General features: G+C 58.6%; 13 protein-coding genes. All 13 read left to right on the top strand.

The window, feature by feature from the left end; all coding sequences use genetic code 11:
- The 13 genes from ilvD (at position 1) to E0E41_RS03190 (ending at position 15820) form a co-directional block, all read left to right on the top strand.
- Positions 1-1677, top strand: coding sequence for a dihydroxy-acid dehydratase (ilvD, locus tag E0E41_RS03250; RefSeq protein ID WP_130868700.1), 1677 nt, complete (start codon positions 1-3; stop codon positions 1675-1677).
- Positions 1678-1693: 16 nt separating this feature from the next.
- On the top strand, positions 1694-2605 hold the full coding sequence (locus E0E41_RS03245) for a dihydrodipicolinate synthase family protein (RefSeq protein WP_130868699.1): 912 nt from the start codon (positions 1694-1696) through the stop codon (positions 2603-2605).
- A gap of 54 nt (positions 2606-2659) precedes the next feature.
- Entirely contained in the window at positions 2660-3691 is a 1032-nt protein-coding gene (locus E0E41_RS03240; protein ID WP_130868698.1) for a Bug family tripartite tricarboxylate transporter substrate binding protein, read from the top strand.
- Positions 3692-3819: 128 nt separating this feature from the next.
- Positions 3820-4269, top strand: a complete 450-nt coding sequence (locus E0E41_RS03235; protein WP_130868697.1) for a tripartite tricarboxylate transporter TctB family protein — start codon at positions 3820-3822, stop codon at positions 4267-4269.
- Between the two features lie 75 nt (positions 4270-4344).
- The gene (locus tag E0E41_RS03230) at positions 4345-5853 is read left to right on the top strand and encodes a tripartite tricarboxylate transporter permease (RefSeq protein ID WP_130868696.1); all 1509 of its coding nucleotides are present in this window, start codon (positions 4345-4347) and stop codon (positions 5851-5853) included.
- 138 nt (positions 5854-5991) lie between these two features.
- Positions 5992-6771 carry an IclR family transcriptional regulator gene (locus E0E41_RS03225; RefSeq protein ID WP_130868695.1) on the top strand — a complete coding sequence of 260 codons (780 nt, stop codon included), beginning with the start codon at positions 5992-5994 and terminating at the stop codon, positions 6769-6771.
- A 61-nt stretch (positions 6772-6832) separates the two neighbouring features.
- Positions 6833-7306: a RidA family protein gene (locus E0E41_RS03220; protein WP_130868694.1), complete on the top strand. Its 474-nt coding sequence runs from the start codon at positions 6833-6835 to the stop codon at positions 7304-7306.
- A 15-nt stretch (positions 7307-7321) separates the two neighbouring features.
- Positions 7322-8395 (top strand): alanine racemase, encoded by a 1074-nt coding sequence (locus E0E41_RS03215; RefSeq protein WP_130868693.1) that lies wholly within the window; start codon positions 7322-7324, stop codon positions 8393-8395.
- On the top strand, positions 8395-9990 hold the full coding sequence (locus E0E41_RS03210) for an N-acyl-D-amino-acid deacylase family protein (RefSeq protein ID WP_130868692.1): 1596 nt from the start codon (positions 8395-8397) through the stop codon (positions 9988-9990). The genes E0E41_RS03215 and E0E41_RS03210 overlap by 1 nt, the downstream gene beginning before the upstream one ends.
- A 177-nt stretch (positions 9991-10167) precedes the next feature.
- A complete protein-coding gene (locus tag E0E41_RS03205) occupies positions 10168-11451 on the top strand; it encodes a response regulator (protein ID WP_130868691.1) in 1284 nt (427 codons plus the stop codon).
- Entirely contained in the window at positions 11448-13166 is a 1719-nt protein-coding gene (locus E0E41_RS03200; protein WP_368019834.1) for a sensor histidine kinase, read from the top strand. The genes E0E41_RS03205 and E0E41_RS03200 overlap by 4 nt, the downstream gene beginning before the upstream one ends.
- Positions 13153-14130 carry a substrate-binding domain-containing protein gene (locus E0E41_RS03195; RefSeq protein WP_130868690.1) on the top strand — a complete coding sequence of 326 codons (978 nt, stop codon included), beginning with the start codon at positions 13153-13155 and terminating at the stop codon, positions 14128-14130. The genes E0E41_RS03200 and E0E41_RS03195 overlap by 14 nt, the downstream gene beginning before the upstream one ends.
- 481 nt (positions 14131-14611) lie before the next feature.
- Positions 14612-15820, top strand: coding sequence for an IS110 family transposase (locus tag E0E41_RS03190; protein WP_130870730.1), 1209 nt, complete (start codon positions 14612-14614; stop codon positions 15818-15820).
- The last annotated feature ends 219 nt before the right edge of the window (positions 15821-16039 follow it).

The following is a 16039-nucleotide window of genomic DNA, read 5'->3' as shown; positions in this document are numbered from 1 at the left end:
ATGGAATTTTTGTATAAGGACGAGAAATATCCCAGTTCAGTGGTAGTGAATGGAGTCAACATGGCGGGACCGCGTGCCCACCTGCGAAATATCGGCCTGAATACGGAGGATATGGCGCGGCCTTTCATCGGAGTCATCAACACCCACAATGAGATGCATCCGGGCCATTTTCACCTGGACAAGCTGGGGGAACTGGTGAAAGCCGGTGTCTGGCAGGCGGGGGGGATCCCCTTTGAAACGGGAACCATCTCGATCTGCGACGGCTACTCCCAGGGGCACAGCGGTATGTGCAGCGTGCTCCCCAGCAGAGAGGTCATAGCGGACTCCATTGAGATCTACGCCAATGCCCACAAGCTGGACGGCCTGGTGCTGATCGGCGGCTGCGACAAGATCGTGCCCGCCCTGCTGATGGCGGCGCTCCGGATCAATCTTCCCGCAGTGATTCTGACAGGCGGCCCCATGCTCCCGGCCCGCTACGGCGGAGAGAAGTATGCTACCTATCAGCTCAAGGAGATGACCGGAAAGGTGCTGGCAGGGGAGATCACCCGGGAGGAGTACGAGCGGATGGAGAGCTGCTTTTCTCCCACGCCCGGTTCGTGCGCCATGATGGGTACAGCCAACAGCATGTCGGTCATTGCTGAGGCTATGGGGCTGACGGTCCCGGGCTGTGCCACCGCCCATGCCGTGTACGGCAGCAAGCGCAGGGCGGCGAAGGAGAGCGGTCGGGCCGTTGTGGAGCTGGTGCGCAGAGGGCTCCGGCCCAGGGACATTGTGACCCAGCGGGGGCTGGAGGATGCGGTGCGGGTAGGCCTTTCGGTGTGTGCCTCCACCAATATCACCCTCCATATGCCGGTCATCGCCCACGAGGCGGGACTGAAGCTGAGCCTGGAGCGGATCGGGGCACTCTCCGCGGAGACCCCCATCCTGGCCAAGATGAAGCCGTCCGGAAAGCATACCATGCTGGACCTGGATCTGGCGGGCGGCACGGGGGCGGTGATGCAGGAGCTGGACGGTCTGATCGACCTGGACCGCATAACGGTGAACGGCCGCACTTTTCGGGAGAACTGCGGACAGGCGCCGGCGACGGACCATACCGTGATCCGCGATCGGGCGCACCCCTATGAATTCCACGGCTCCATCGCCGTGCTGAAGGGGACGCTGGCGCCTGAGGGCTGTGTGGTGAAGCAGTCGGCGGTCAGTCCGGGGATGCGGCGCCATGTGGGGCCGGCGCACTGCTTTGAGAGTGAGGAAGACTGCGTGGCGGCCATTCAGAGTGGACGGATCGCGGCGGGAGAGGTGCTGGTTATTCGCGGGGAAGGGCCGAAGGGCGGCCCCGGGATGCGGGAGATGCTCACTGCCACGGCGGCGCTGATGGCCATGGGCTACGGCGAAAGCACGGCGCTGGTGACAGACGGCAGATTTTCCGGAGCTACCAGAGGACCGTGCGTCGGGCACATTTCGCCGGAGGCGATGGCGGGCGGTCCCATTGCAGCGGTCCGGGACGGCGATCTGATCGAGATCGATATCGACCAGGGGGTGCTGAACCTTCTGATCGCACCGGAAGAGCTGGAGCGGCGCATGATGGAGTGGGTCCCCCGTCCAAAGGGCAGCATGGGGTATCTCGCCCGGTACAGCAAGCAGGTATCCTCTGCGGCCAGGGGTGCCGTATTGGAATAAGAAAGGGATAACACAGATGGAGACTTATTTTAAAGGGATAACCGTGCCCGTTCTGACGCCATGCACCGGCGATGGCCGGTTGGATGAAGGCCGGTTCTGCGAACACATCGCCTTTTTGGAGCAGGCGGGTATCGCGGGAATCTTTATCGGCGGGACCACGGGAGAGTTCGTCAATTTTTCCGCCGAAGAGCGGATGCGTCAGCTGGAGCTGGCGCAGAACAGTGCCAGTCATCTGGATGTGCTGTATAACATCACGTCCATGAACAGGAGAGAGATGGAACAGCATATCGCCTTTGCGGCGGAGCGAGGGGTATCCTGTGTCTCTGTCACCGCACCGATCTATCACAAGTATGACAGGGCGGCGCTGATGGAATATTTTGCTGAAGTGTCGGAGATGTCGCGGGGGCTCACCTTATTCATCTACAATATGCCGGACATGACGGGCAATCCCATTGCGGCGAATATGCTGCCGGAACTGATCCGGCAGTGCGGAAACCTGAAGGGTGTCAAGGATAGCAGCATGAACTTCACCAACCTGCAGGAATTCCGCGCCGCAGTGCCGGAGTGGTTTGAGATCGTCACCGGAAATGACGCAGAGATTTTGGCCTCTCTGCAGCTGGGCTGCAAGGGCGCCATTGTGGCGCTGGCAAATGTCTATCCGGAGCTCTGCGTGGGTATTTGTGAGTGCTTCCGGAGCGGGGACCTGGACATGGCCCGGGCATACCAAAGGGAGCTGGTCAAGCTGCGGCAGGCCTGTCGGGCCACAGTCCCGGTGATGAGCCACAAATATCTTCTGGAGCTGCGGGGAATGCCTATGGGAAGCGCCCATTTCCCCATGCGTGAGCTCAGCGGGAGCGAAAAGGAACTCCTGAGGGAAGCGGCAGAGTCGGCCGATCGCCTGCTCTGTGCCAAAACGGTCATATTGTAAGCAGTGGAGCTGCTTCCAATATAAATATTGAAAAGGAGAAAGAAGGAAAAAGACATGAAAAAGTTGATTGCGCTCACTCTTGCACTTTCCATGGCAGCGACACTGTGCGCCTGCGGCACGGATCAGTCCGGTCAGGGCGGTGATACGCCGCCTGTCGGTTCCGGACAGGCTGCCCAGGAAGCGACGGTGGACTGGCCCAACACCACCGTCAATGTGATTTGCCCCTCCGCAGCCGGCGGCGGTACCGACAACACCATCCGCGCATTTACGGATACCTGGGCACAGCAGCTTGGGCAGAGCGTGGTTGTGACCAACTATGAGGCCACCCCTGTGGCTATGACGGCCTGCGCGGATGCGGATCCCGACGGCTATACCCTGGTGTGCCATCAGAACACCGCCATTTGTCAGTATGTTACCGGCGTACTGGACGTCAATCCCAGCGAGGATCTGGCGCTGGTCGCGGCGCTGCAGTACATGGGCGAGAACGCCCTGATCGTTCCCGCGGACGCGCCCTTCAACAACTTTGATGAGTTCATCGCCTATGCCAAGGAACATCCGGGCGAGGTTTCCGTGGCCATCGCCACCGGCGGTCCTGCCCAGTTCCTGTGGGGCCAGGTCATGAACGAGTGCGGTGTTGAGCTGAACATGGTGGTGGCCGCCAACACGACGGACAAGCTCACGAACATCTCCGGCGGCTTCATTGACTGCGGCCAGGTGGACGTGGCCAACGCGAAGTCCTACGAGGAGGCCGGCAAGGTCAAGGTGATCGGCGTGCTCAGCTCCACCGGCGAGAATCTGCCTGAGTGGCCGGAGCACTGGAACACCCTGCAGGCGCAGGGCTACGACATCGGCTGGGATATGCGCCTTTATATGTGGGCTCCCGCCGACACGCCTGTGGAGGTCCTGGAGGCGATCAACAGCAGCCTGAAGTCCGTGATGGAGGACGAGACCGTAAAGGAAAACCTGCAGATGCAGGGCGCCCGGGCCGAGTGGTATGATCTGAAGGAGAGCCAGGAGATTTTCCAGAAGGAGTACGACAGCATTCTGGCTACCGGCAAGGCGCTGGGCATTTCCGTGGTCGAGTGAGACTCTGAACAGATACACCGGGAAACCAACCGCCTTTGTGACGTAGGAGACAGCGGGCCTGCATCATTTCTGCGATTCGGCAGGCGTGATGCGGGCCCCGCAATAAAACGGGATAATGGTGTTGAGATATGAAACTCAAATATGATAAACTATTTTCAGCCATATGTTTGCTGGCAGTAGTGGTGCTATTTGTCAATACAGGTTCGATCCGGGATCTTGCCAGCAGCAGTGATCCCGGCGCCAGACTGCTGCCGTATATTGGAGAAGCGATCCTGGGGATCTGTGCGCTCATCATCCTGGTGAGCAAAAGCGATGCCCAGAGCTTTCTGGACAAAGCGGGATGGATCAAGCTGGTCATCATTCTGGCCTGCATGGCGCTGTATATCGTGGGCCTGAATTACCTGGGCTTCCTCATCAGCACGCCCATCGCCATTGCCGTTTTCATCTACCTGCTGAAGGAAGATGAAAAGGTCAATCCCATCGTGGCCCTCCTGATGATCGTCCTTCTGACCGTGGGCCTCTATTTTATGTTCACAAAGGGCTTTTCCATCCTGCTGCCCAAGGGCAGCCTGTTCTAGGGGGCGCGCCTGTGAAGGCGCGGCGTATCCCGTAATCTATGGCTGGTGCCTCTTGCAGAAAGGCGGATTATACGTATGGCGGATTATATTGCGGCTTTGGGCGTGTGCCTTCAGCCGGCAAACCTGATATTGCTGTTTGTTTGTGTCATTGCAGGAATCATTTTCGGCGCGGTCCCGGGGCTGAACGGCAGCCTGGGCATCTCGCTGCTGCTGCCGATCACCTTCGGCCTGTCCAATAATGCCTCTTTCAGTATGCTTTGCGGTATGTATGTGGGCGGCGTCTCCGGCGGATTCATTTCCGCGGTGCTTCTGGGAATCCCCGGCACGCCTTCCGCGATAGCCACGTGCTACGACGGCCATCCCATGAGCCAGAAAGGCGAGACATCGCGGGCCCTGGGCCTGGGCATCATAGGTTCGTTCATAGGGGAAGTGCTGGCGGTCCTTATCGCCTCCGGCCTGTGCACGGTGATCGCCGATCTGGCGCTGATGCTGGGCCCGTGGGAGTACTTCAGCCTCTGTGTCTGTGCCATCTCTCTGGTGGCGGCTCTTTCCAAAGGGAGGATGGCCAAGGGGATCATGGCTGCGGCCATCGGCATTCTCCTCAGCTGCGTGGGCCTGGACCCCATTACCGGCTGCGCCAGATTTACCTTCGGGAACCGGTCCCTCACCGGCGGTATTGATATGACCGCGCTGATGCTGGGCGCCTACGCCCTGTCTCAGATCGCAAAGAGCTATGCCAAGGGAACGCAGAAGCTCCAGGTGATCAAGGCTCAGGACATCAAGGGCATCGGCGTTAAGCTGAAGGACTTTACCTCCAATATCAAGACGATTTTCTCCTCCCTGATGATCGGACTCTGGATCGGTTTTCTGCCCGGTATGGGCTCGGCACTCTCCAACATGGTCTCCTATTCCTTTGCCAAGTCCACCAGCAAGCATCCCGAAAAGTTCGGCACGGGGTGTGCGGAAGGAATCCTGGCGTCTGAGGTGTCCAACAACGCGGCTACCGGCGGCGCACTGATCCCCATGATCGCGCTGGGCATCCCCGGCGACAGTGCCACCGCCCTGCTGCTGGGCGCCCTGACCATCCACGGCCTGACGGCCGGACCCCTGATGATCCAGCAGCATCCCGTCACCAGCTATATGATTTTCGGCTATATGCTTGTGGGTGCTGTGATCGTCCTTGCCGTCGAGCTGATCGCCAAGCGGTGGTTCCCGTATATCCTGCGGATCCCGTATCATTATCTGTATACCATCATTCTGGTCATGTGCTTTATCGGCGCCTTTACCTCTACCAACATGATGTTCAACGTGGTGGTCATGCTGGCTGTGGCCGTGCTGGCGCTGCTGATGGATATGGCCGGCGTGCCCATGACGCCCCTGATCCTGGCGTTTATTCTGGGCGAGAAGATCGAGGAGTATCTGCGCAAAGGCATGACCTACTCCACCGAGGGCTGGGCGATGTTTTTCATGCGCCCTGTCTCCCTGATTTTCCTGCTGATCGCCGCGGCCAGTATTTTGGTGCCGGTACTGAAGCCCCTTTTCACAAAGGGAAAGCCCCAGAAGGAATTTATTGCCGATGACTGATGGGGCGCCTGTACGGCGGAAAAGAGACGGGTATGGAACCTGACCTGCCGGGAGTGCCGCTGAACGCCCGTGGGGACAATGGGCGGCAGCTCCGGAGATCATCCCAAATAATTCATAAAGAAGCGAGGTTTACACAGCATGACTTATGAACAACAGGAGATGTTCCAGAAAAGGCTGAAGGACTATACCACGCTGAAATCCGTCCAGGTACTGAGCGCGCTGGCATTCTACAAGAAGGAGTGCGGGATCAATGAGATCGCCCAGCTGACCGGCCTGTCCGGGAGCACGATACATAGGATCCTGCACGAATTCATTGACTGCGGGCTTGCCGTGAAGGTGGGCAAGAAATACCGCTGCGGGGTTATGGCGCGGTCCCTGTTTGAGGTGATCACGGATGACGATTACCTTTTGGAAGCCTCAGCGCAGGAGATGGACCGCCTCAATGATCTGACCAAAGAGACCGTCCATCTGATCGTGCAGGAAAATAACGATGCCGTCTATCTGGACAAGAGGGGCGCCCAGAACCAGATCGGTATCCGCTCCGTGGTGGGTAAGCATGTCCCCATGTACTGCACCAGCGGCGGGAAGGTGCTGATGGCCTACCAGAGCCAGGAGTGGCTGGACGACTATTTTGCCCATACCGTAATGGAGAAGCTGGCGGAAAACACCATTACAGACAGAAAAATGATGGAAGAAGAGCTGGCCGGTATCAGAAAGCAGGGGTATGCCGTGGACAACAGCGAACATAATCCGGATGTGGTATGTGTAGCGGCGCCCGTCTTTTTCCCGGATGGTAAAATCGCCTGTACCATAGGTGTGGCGACCCCCAAATACCGGATGACCAACGAAAAATTGAACTGCTTTATTGAAGAATCCGTGCACAGCGCCAGGGCGATCACGGAGAAGCTGAAATCATAACGAAAGGGAAGCGCGGGGAGCCGGTAGATCCGGTTCCCCGCCGGCCTATGAGGGATATCTTATGAACAAAACAGCGGAAGAAAATTTGGCGGAATTGGGGATTGAACTTCCCAAGGCACCCGTTCCGGTGGCATCGTACACACCCTGCGTACAGACGGGAAATCTGGTGTTCGTAAGCGGGCAGGGTACCATATTCAATGGCGAGCGGCTCTATGTGGGCGCGGTAGGCAGGGAGCGTACACCGGAGGAGGGGTACCAGGCGGCCCGGATCTGCGCGCTGAACCTGCTGAGCCAGCTGCGCGCCTATCTGGGCAGCCTGGACCGGGTCAGGCGCGTGGTGAATCTGCGGGGCTATGTGAACAGCGCGGAGCAGTTTTACGCTCAGCCGGCGGTCATCAACGGCGCCTCTGATCTGATCTGCCAGGTATTCGGGCCGGAGATCGGACGGCACAGCCGCACCGCGCTGGGCGTGTCCGTTCTGCCCAACAACATCACCGCAGAAGTGGAACTGGTTGTGGAAGTAGATGCTCTTTAAACGGGGGAGATCCATATGCTGTCAACACCATACGTGAAAATCGAAAAAAGCACACTTGAAAACAACATTGCCCGGATGCAGAGCTGGGTAACGGAGAACGGGCAGGTCTTGAGACCCCACATCAAGACCCACCGCTCTGTGGAGATCGCAAAGATGCAGCTGGCGGCGGGCGCGGTGGGGATCACCTGCGCCAAGCTCGGCGAGGCGGAGGTCATGGCCGCTGCCGGGATCCGGAATATCCTGATTGCCTACAGTCTGGTGGGCGCGGACAAGATGCTCCGCCTGAAACGGCTGATGGAGCAGGCGGAGGTCGCCGTGACGTGCGACAATATGGTTTCCGCGGAACAGCTCAATCAGGTGGGCCTGGAACTGGGGCGGCCTGTGCCCGTGCTGGTGGAGATCATGACCCACATCAAGCGGGGGGGAGTCAGCGAGGAGGCGCTTGAGGCGTTCGTGAAGGCGCTGAACGGTCTGCCCGGCCTGGAATTCCGGGGCATCATGGCATACAGTGGGCTGAATCCCAATTCCGACCCGGACAACGGGCTGCGCAGTATGTCTGAGGAGGAGATCCGGCTTCTGTGCCGGTGCAGGGACCGGTTGGAGCGAGCCGGAGTGAAGGTGGAAATCGTCAGCGGCGGATCCACTGTGATCAGCCGCCGGGCGGATGTGATGAAGGGCCTGACGGAGTCCAGGGCCGGCAATTATGTGTTCGGGGATATCCACTACGCCAGACTGGGCGCGGTGAAGGAGTCTGACTGCGCCCTGACGGTACGGGCCACGGTGGTCAGCACCCCGGAGCACGGTCTGGCCACCCTGGACTGCGGCTCAAAGATCCTGTCCTCCGACCATGACAGCTGTGGGTTCGGAAAGATCAGACAGTATCCGGAAGCGACCATATATAAGCTCAATGAGGAGCACGGGTATGTGAGGTATGATCCGGAGCAGTACCACCTGCACGTGGGGGAAGAGGTGGACGTGATTCCCTATCACAGCTGTGTGGTGGCGAATCTGGTGGACAGAATGTTCCTCTTTTCCGGGGAGCAATATATCCGCAGCATATCGGTGGACGCGAGAGGAAAGAGCTACTGATGGATAAGATGATCTGTATCAAAAACGCAGCTGTGGTGGACGGCACGGGGCGGCAGCCCGTCCGCTCCGATCTGCTCATCCGGGGGGACCGGATCGAGCATGTAGGAACGGTAGACGGGACGGACGACATGGAGCTGATCGACGGCAACGGCCTGCTCTGCACGCCGGGCTTTGTTGACGTACACACCCACTCGGACATTTCCTTTCTCTGCTGCGGGGACCCGGCGGGACATATCGTCCAGGGCGTGACCAGTGAGGTGATCGGCAACTGCGGCTATTCTCCCTTCCCCCTGCGGGATGACCCTGAGTTTATCAGAAAGAGACGGGATTCCCTGTCGCTTATTGATTGCCGTTCCGTGGAATGGGACTGGAGGACCTGGCCCCAGTACCGGGAGCGGCTTGTGCGCGGGGGAGTGAACGAAAACCTGCGGGCGCTGATCGGTTACGGGAGCATCCGCGCCTTTGTTATGGACTATGACAACCGGAAACCCAGTGACAGCGAGCAGAGCAGGATAGAGCAGCTGCTGGATGAGGCGTTCCGGGACGGGATCTGTGGCCTTTCGGTGGGGCTGGGCTACGCACCGGATTTTTATGCCGACACGGAGGAACTGATAAAGGCCGCCCGGGTTGTCAGGAAGAATGACGGAATATTTGCCTTCCACGTCCGGGGCGAGCGGCTCACGCTGTTCCGGGCCATCAGGGAGGTGCTCACCATTGCCCGGCAGACAGGGGTGCACACGGAGATATCCCATCTGAAGTGTGCCGGCAAGGACAATATCGGGCATATGAGTGAAATACTGGCTCTGATAGAGGAGGCGAACAGCCAGGGTGCGGACGTTACCTTTGACACGTATCCCTATACGGCCGGCTGTTCCTACCTGGGGCTGGTTTTCCCACCGAAATACCATGAAGGCGGCATCGCCAGGCTGCTGGAGCGTCTGCGTGACACGAAGCAGCTGCCGCAGATTTTGTGGGATATGGAGCACGGCTATGCAGGCTGGAGCACCTTTATCGGAGAGCGGAACGGAGAAAACCTGCTGATCACCAGCGCCAAACAGGAGAGCTGCGTAGGAAAAACCGTAGCAGAGTGGGCCAGGCTGTGGGGAGTTACCTCCTGTGAGGCGGCAGTGCGGCTGATGCTGGACAACGACGGGATCGTGGAAATGGTCATGTTCCAGTGTGAGCAGAGCGACGTGGACCTGGTGGTGGAGCACCCCCTGAGTATGTTTGGCTCAGACAGTATGGTGATGGACCCTGTGCGTGCCAGACTGCGGGAGCGGCCACACCCGCGGTATTACGGAACATTTGCCCACTTGCTGTCCTACTACGGCCTGGGCGGGCGGATCCCGCTGGAGACCCTGATTCACAAAATGACCGGGCTGCCGGCGGCCCGGTTTGGTTTTGCGCAGCGGGGTGAGATCAGGCAGGGCTGGTATGCGGACCTGTGTCTGTTCCGGTTGGAGGACATCAAGGCCCCGGCCAGCTATGAGGCCCCGAACCAGCTGTCCACCGGCATGAGGTATGTCCTTGTCAACGGACAGTTTGTGGTGAAGGATGGACAGGCGCAGTGCTCTAAACCGGGCAGAGTGCTGTAAATCGCACATAAAAAGGAAAGAAGGCGGACGCTCTCCAAGAGCGTCCGCCTTCTTTCGCTGACGGCAGTTCGCAAGAAATGTTTGTGGGGCAGGGCCGGTTCTGATATAATAAAGAAAAACACCTGTGGAAAATTTCCCCTGATTGGTCCGTTTCAATGGAGAAAGGACGGTGCCGCAATGGCCGCAAAGACGCTGTACACTGTGGTTGTCGCAGACGATGAGGATGAGCTCAGGGAAGCGGTATGCACCATGATTCCGTGGAAAGATTATGGTTTCCAGCTGGTGGGCAGCGCCAGTAACGGCCTGGATGCGCTGCAGCTGGTGGAAAAGCATGAGCCGGATCTGCTGCTGACCGATATCCGCATGCCCTTTATCTCCGGGATCGAGCTGGCCAGGCAGGTGCGGGAGGTGCGTCCCGCCACCAATATCGCCTTTCTCAGCGGCTATGACGATTTCGAGTACGCCAAGCAGGCCATCCAGTACAACATCATCAGCTATATGCTCAAGCCCCTGACCATGGAGGGGCTGGGAACGGAGCTGCGCACCATCCGGAAGAAGATCGATGCCCAGTTCGCCATGTTCCGACAGGCGGCGCCCAAAGTGGGGGGTCTGGATCTGCGGGCGGCGGTACTGATGCCTCTGGTGCTGGATGATTACGCCGATCCGGGGGGCGACGGGCAGGTGGAGGCCTATGCCCGGCAGTGCGGTCTGCTGCGGGACCTGGAGGACAAGCCCAATTACACGGTGATGGTGTCCGTCCTGCTGAATGAAAAAGGGGACAACTGCACGGAGCTCTCCTTCGTGGCATCAGTGGACCGGCTGGCCTCCAAATACCTGCGGGGCGTCAGCTTTTTTGCCTCCGGCAAGGTGATTTCGGTGCTGTTGGGCAATCCGTCGGACTTTCAGGAGTACCTGCATATTCTGGCGGACGAAATCCCCCAGATGGCTGCCCGGGTTTTGGGCAAGCAGTGCCGCATCGGCGTCAGCCGGGAGACGAGCGCCCTCAGTGGACTGCATACCGCATACCGTCAGGCCATGGAGGCGCTGCGGCAGGGGGATCAGACCGAGGGCGGCGCCCAGTTCATCAGTGACCTGGCCCCCGCGGTAAAGGGGGGCAGCCTGCTGTGCAGGCGGGCTCTGGAGGCTCTGGACCAGTCCTATATGGATGCCGACCTCTCTCTGGTGTCCCTCAGCGGGATGCTGGAGGTGAGCCCCAATCACCTGAGTGCCTGCATCAAAAAGTATACCGGCGAGACCTTCATCAACATCCTGATCCGGAAGCGGATGGAGGCGGCCCGGGAGCTGATCGCTTCCTCCCGGCTCAGGGTCCAGGAGATCGCCCAGCGGTGCGGCTACACGGATCAGCACTACTTCAGCTACTGTTTTAAGAAGTACTGCGGGGAATCCCCCAATGCCATGCGCCGCAGGCTGGACCAGGAGAAGGCGGGTGAGGACGCTTGAAGCGCGGCGTTTCACGGACGGGTCTGCGGATCACCACCATTTTGGTGGCCATGGTGGTGGGCGTGGTGGCCGTCATCCTGAGCTGCTGTATTCTGTGGTTCCTGGACCGCTATCGCAGCGCCATGGTGCAGAATGCCCGCACCACCAGCGCCCAGGCAGTGTCCCAGGCCTCCAACACAGTGGGCAACTACCTGCGGGACATGGAACAGGCCATGGGGCTGGTGGAGCAGTCCATGTCGGAGGATCCGGACAACCGGGACCGGCTGCTCACCGCCTTTCTCAACTTCCGCCCCGACGTGGTGGCCGTCACCAGTTATTCCGCCGACGGCACACTGCGGGACTGCTGGTCTCTGGGCCGGGAGCCCCGGGTGCACATCTTCCAGAACCTGTCCTTTGATCTGGCGACGGCCCGGGCCTCAAACGGCCCCTATATGACGGCCCCCCATGTGGAGACGATTTTCGAGGGCTACTACCCCTGGGTGGTGACCATGACGGCGCCGCTGGAGCAGGGCGGAGAGACCGGGTGGGTCTCCCTGGATCTTAGCTTTTCCAGCATTTCCAGCTACATCAGCAACGTGAGCATCGGACAGCGGGGATATTGTTTCCTGATGGACGGGGAGGGCAACATTGTGTACCACCCCCAGCAGCAGCTGCTGTACGCGGGCCTGAAGTCGGAGAACACTGCGGCTCTGGCTGCCCTGGCGGACGACGCCTATGCCGATGATACTGTGATCTACAGCATCACCAGTGTGGCGGACAGCGATTGGCGGGTGGTGGGCGTCAGCTATGTGGATGAGCTGGTCAACCGCAATGTGAGCGAAATGATCCGCCTGTCCATGCTGCTGGCGGTGATGGCCCTGGCGGCGGCGCTGCTGACCAGCTGGCTGCTCTCCCGTCTGCTGGGGCGGCCGCTGCGTGGCCTGGCCTCCGCCATGGAGAGCTTTGAGACCGATGCCGACCACTTTACCTACCGGCCCGTAGGCGGTACCCGTGAGGTGCAGGAACTGTCCAACTCCTTCGGGCATATGGTGCTGCGCATCCAGCAGCTCATGTCTACCGTGCGGGAGGAGGAGCTCAATCTCCGCAAGACGGAGCTGAAGGCCCTTCAGGCCCAGATCAATCCTCACTTTCTGTACAATACCCTGGACTCCATCGCCTGGATGTGTGAGCAGGGGCGCAATACCGATGCCGTTAAAATGGTGCATGCCCTGGCCCGGCTGTTCCGCATCAGCATCAGCAGGGGCCATGAGCTGATCCCCGTCGCCAAGGAGATCGAGCACGCCGAAAGCTATCTGCAGATCCAGAAATACCGCTATAAGAACCAGTTTACCTATGAATTTGATGTGGATCCGGGCTGTTTGGACTATTACTGCAACAAAATAACCTTGCAGCCCATCATCGAAAACGCCATCAACCACGGGTTGGACCTGCTGGTGGAGGAGGGGCGGATTGATGTGCGGGTGTGCCAGGACGGCGGCGATATCGTGTTCTATGTGCAGGACAACGGTGTCGGGATGAGCGACGAGCAGATCCGGTCCATCATGCAGCGCGGTCCCACGGACCGCACCGGCATTGGAATCAAGAACGTAGATGACCGGCTCAAGATCTACTTCGGTAAAGATTACGGGCTTCGGATCACCAGTGAGCCGGATGTGGGCACCTGTGTGGAGATCCGTATGCCCAAGATACAGGAGGGGGACTATGAGGCGAAATAGGTGTGCTGCCCTGTGGGCGGTGCTGCTCAGCGTCCTCCTGTGCGGTTGTGGGAGGAATCCGGCCTCTTCCGAGCAGCATACGGTGACCCTGGTGGCCAAGTCCACCCAGACGGAGTTCTGGCTGTCGGTCTTTGCCGGCGCGGAGGCGGCTGCCACCGAGTATAACCTGAATCTGGATATCATCGGACCTGAGACGGAGGAGGACTACGAGAGCCAGAACCAGATGATCGCCGACGCGGTGGAGGGCGGCACCGAGGCCATCGTTTTTTCCGCTATCGACTATGAGAACAACGCCGCCGCCATCGATGCCGCAGCCCACAAAGGGGTGAAGATCGTGGCCATCGACAGCAGCGTGGACTCCGACCTGGTGAGCACCTACATCGGGACGGACAACTATGCCGCGGGGCAGATGGCCGCCCAGGCCGCCCTGGACCGGGTGGGGGGTCAGCTGAAGGTGGGGCTGGTCAACTATGACATCAGCAGTGCCAACGGTCAGGAGCGGGAACGGGGCGCGGTGGATACCTTCACGGCCAGCGGCCGGGCGGAGATCGTGGCTGTGGTCAATACCCTGGCGGAGGCGGAACAGGCCCGGACAGACGCCGCTGTCCTTCTGCTGGAGCATCCGGAGATCAACGTGCTTCTGGCCTTTAACGAGCCCACCAGCGTGGGTGCGGCCCGGGCCGTGGAGGACCTCAGCCGCACAGAGGATATCTTCCTTGTGGGGTTCGATTCCAATGTAGTCACGGTCGACGGCCTGCAGGAGGGGGCTGTGGACGCACTGGTGGTACAGAATCCCTACGCTATGGGGTATCTGGGGGTGGAGAGCGCCTACAAGCTGCTGGCCGGCCAGAACGACGGCATGGAGCACACGGTGGATACCTCCACCCAGATCGTGGACCGGGACAATCTCTTCACCATGGACAGCCAGAAGGCGCTGTTTGCCTTTGAACAGCGGCCGGATTAAGCATGTTGCACAGTTTTTGCGGTAAAAATTTTTATAGATTGTTTTAATCGAATAAAATTTTACCCTCCTATTACAATAAATTTGGACAGGAAAGCCGGGCAGCCAGTCCGGCTTTCCCTCCATCTCGTGCCTAAGCTACAATAAGAGGAGCAACTGGCTGACCACTCACTCCTTGGGCTTGTAAGTCCGTACGAACGACTGTCANCTATTACAATAAATTTGGACAGGAAAGCCGGGCAGCCAGTCCGGCTTTCCCTCCATCTCGTGCCTAAGCTACAATAAGAGGAGCAACTGGCTGACCACTCACTCCTTGGGCTTGTAAGTCCGTACGAAAGACTGTCAGCCATCCTCTTGTTGTAGCGTTCGATTTCAGCAGGTTGAGCCACCGGATGCCGGGGAGTTCGCGTCACCCAATAGATTGAATCGGCAACGAGAAAAGATGGATTCCGGTTGCAGATTCTTTAGTATTGGAGGAATGTGGATGAACAGCGTTGGCATCGATGTTTCCAAAGGGAAAAGCATGATCGCCGTCATGCGCCCCTTCGGTGAGGTGGTGGTTTCACCCTTTGAAGTGCGACACACCGCCAATGAACTGAACGAACTGGCAGGGCTGCTCAAAAGTTTGGACGGTGAGACCCGTGTGGTGATGGAATCCACGGGTAATTACCACGCGCCGGTGGCCTGGCTGCTCCACGACGCGGGACTTTATGTCTCCGTAGTCAATGCAATGCTGGTGCATGACTATGGGAACAACAGTTTAAGACGAGGCAAGACTGACAAGAAGGACGCCGTGAAACTGGCCAACTACGGCCTTGACCACTGGCTCACACTACCGAAATATGTCCCGGAGGAGGACACCCGGCTCATGCTGAAGACCTGCTACCGGCAGTACCAGCAGTATTCCAAAGTACGGACCATGCTGAAGAACAACCTAATCTCCCTGCTGGACACCGCTTTCCCTGATGCAAACCGCCTGTTTACCAGTCCACCCCGCGCCGATGGCAGCGAGAAGTGGGTGGATTTTGTAGCCGCTTTTTGGCATTGTGAGTGTGTCTGTGGTTTGTCTAAAAAGGCCTTTACCACCCAATACCAGAAGTGGTGCAGAAAGCACGGCTACAATTTTAGCGAGGATAAGGCACTGGACATATACGCCTCTGCATGTGGACACTTCGGTGTCATGCCGAAAACGGATACGGCAAAACTTTTGGTAGAACAGGCTGTTTCCCAACTCCGGGCAACTTCCGCCGCGTTAGCTGCTCTCAAGCAGGAGATGCAGTCCCTGGCCGTTTCTCTACCGGAGTATCCTGTGGTGATGGAGATGTTTGGTGTTGGCCCAACCCTCGGCCCCCAACTCATAGCTGAAATTGGCGATGTACGCCGTTTTCATTCCAAGAAAGCGCTGGTGGCCTTTGCAGGCATTGACGCCCCACCTTACCAATCTGGACAAGTGGATGTCCGTAGCCGTAACATTTCCAAGAGAGGATCTGCCTCACTGCGAAGGACGCTCTTTCTGGTGATGGGGGTCCTCCTGCAATGCGCTCCAATGGATGAGCCGGTCTACCAGTTCATGAACAAGAAACGCTCTGAAGGTAAGCCCTACCGTGTCTACATGATGGCCTCCGCCAACAAGTTCCTGCGCATCTACTACGCTTCTGTGAAAGCCTACCTGGATTCTCTGGAGCATGGCTGATTTCCCAGCTCTATACTGTCTGGCTGACCGCCATTTTTTGAAATGCACAGCGGTTTAATTTGGTGCACCCTTTTCCTTTGCTCGTTTCCTTTGAAAGTTTTACTTGACTTTTGTTAGCAGGTCTTTCGGTGAATTTTCACCTTGTTTTTCCAGTTGCTATCCTCTAGAATGAAGACAGATCGGGCGATCGTTTTGGAACAAACTTCGCCCAAATCTAAG

It is taken from the genome of Intestinimonas massiliensis (ex Afouda et al. 2020) (genome assembly GCF_900626285.1).
In the GTDB taxonomy this organism is placed as follows: Bacteria; Bacillota; Clostridia; order Oscillospirales; family Oscillospiraceae; genus Flavonifractor; species Flavonifractor massiliensis_A.
The sequence above is the reverse complement of the archived record's forward strand: the minus strand, read 5'-3'. Positions and strand labels throughout refer to the sequence as shown.

Bases quoted from the DNA above. Each gene is read 5' to 3' on its own strand.
- E0E41_RS03195 (WP_130868690.1), top strand. From the start codon at position 13,153: ATGAGGCGAAATAGGTGTGCTGCCCTGTGGGCGGTGCTGCTCAGCGTC.
- E0E41_RS03240 (WP_130868698.1), top strand. From the start codon at position 2,660: ATGAAAAAGTTGATTGCGCTCACTCTTGCACTTTCCATGGCAGCGACA.
- E0E41_RS03230 (WP_130868696.1), top strand. From the start codon at position 4,345: ATGGCGGATTATATTGCGGCTTTGGGCGTGTGCCTTCAGCCGGCAAAC.
- E0E41_RS03235 (WP_130868697.1), top strand. From the start codon at position 3,820: ATGAAACTCAAATATGATAAACTATTTTCAGCCATATGTTTGCTGGCA.
- E0E41_RS03205 (WP_130868691.1), top strand. From the start codon at position 10,168: ATGGCCGCAAAGACGCTGTACACTGTGGTTGTCGCAGACGATGAGGAT.
- E0E41_RS03225 (WP_130868695.1), top strand. From the start codon at position 5,992: ATGACTTATGAACAACAGGAGATGTTCCAGAAAAGGCTGAAGGACTAT.
- E0E41_RS03220 (WP_130868694.1), top strand. From the start codon at position 6,833: ATGAACAAAACAGCGGAAGAAAATTTGGCGGAATTGGGGATTGAACTT.
- E0E41_RS03210 (WP_130868692.1), top strand. From the start codon at position 8,395: ATGGATAAGATGATCTGTATCAAAAACGCAGCTGTGGTGGACGGCACG.
- E0E41_RS03215 (WP_130868693.1), top strand. From the start codon at position 7,322: ATGCTGTCAACACCATACGTGAAAATCGAAAAAAGCACACTTGAAAAC.
- E0E41_RS03190 (WP_130870730.1), top strand. From the start codon at position 14,612: ATGAACAGCGTTGGCATCGATGTTTCCAAAGGGAAAAGCATGATCGCC.
- E0E41_RS03245 (WP_130868699.1), top strand. From the start codon at position 1,694: ATGGAGACTTATTTTAAAGGGATAACCGTGCCCGTTCTGACGCCATGC.
- ilvD (WP_130868700.1), top strand. From the start codon at position 1: ATGGAATTTTTGTATAAGGACGAGAAATATCCCAGTTCAGTGGTAGTG.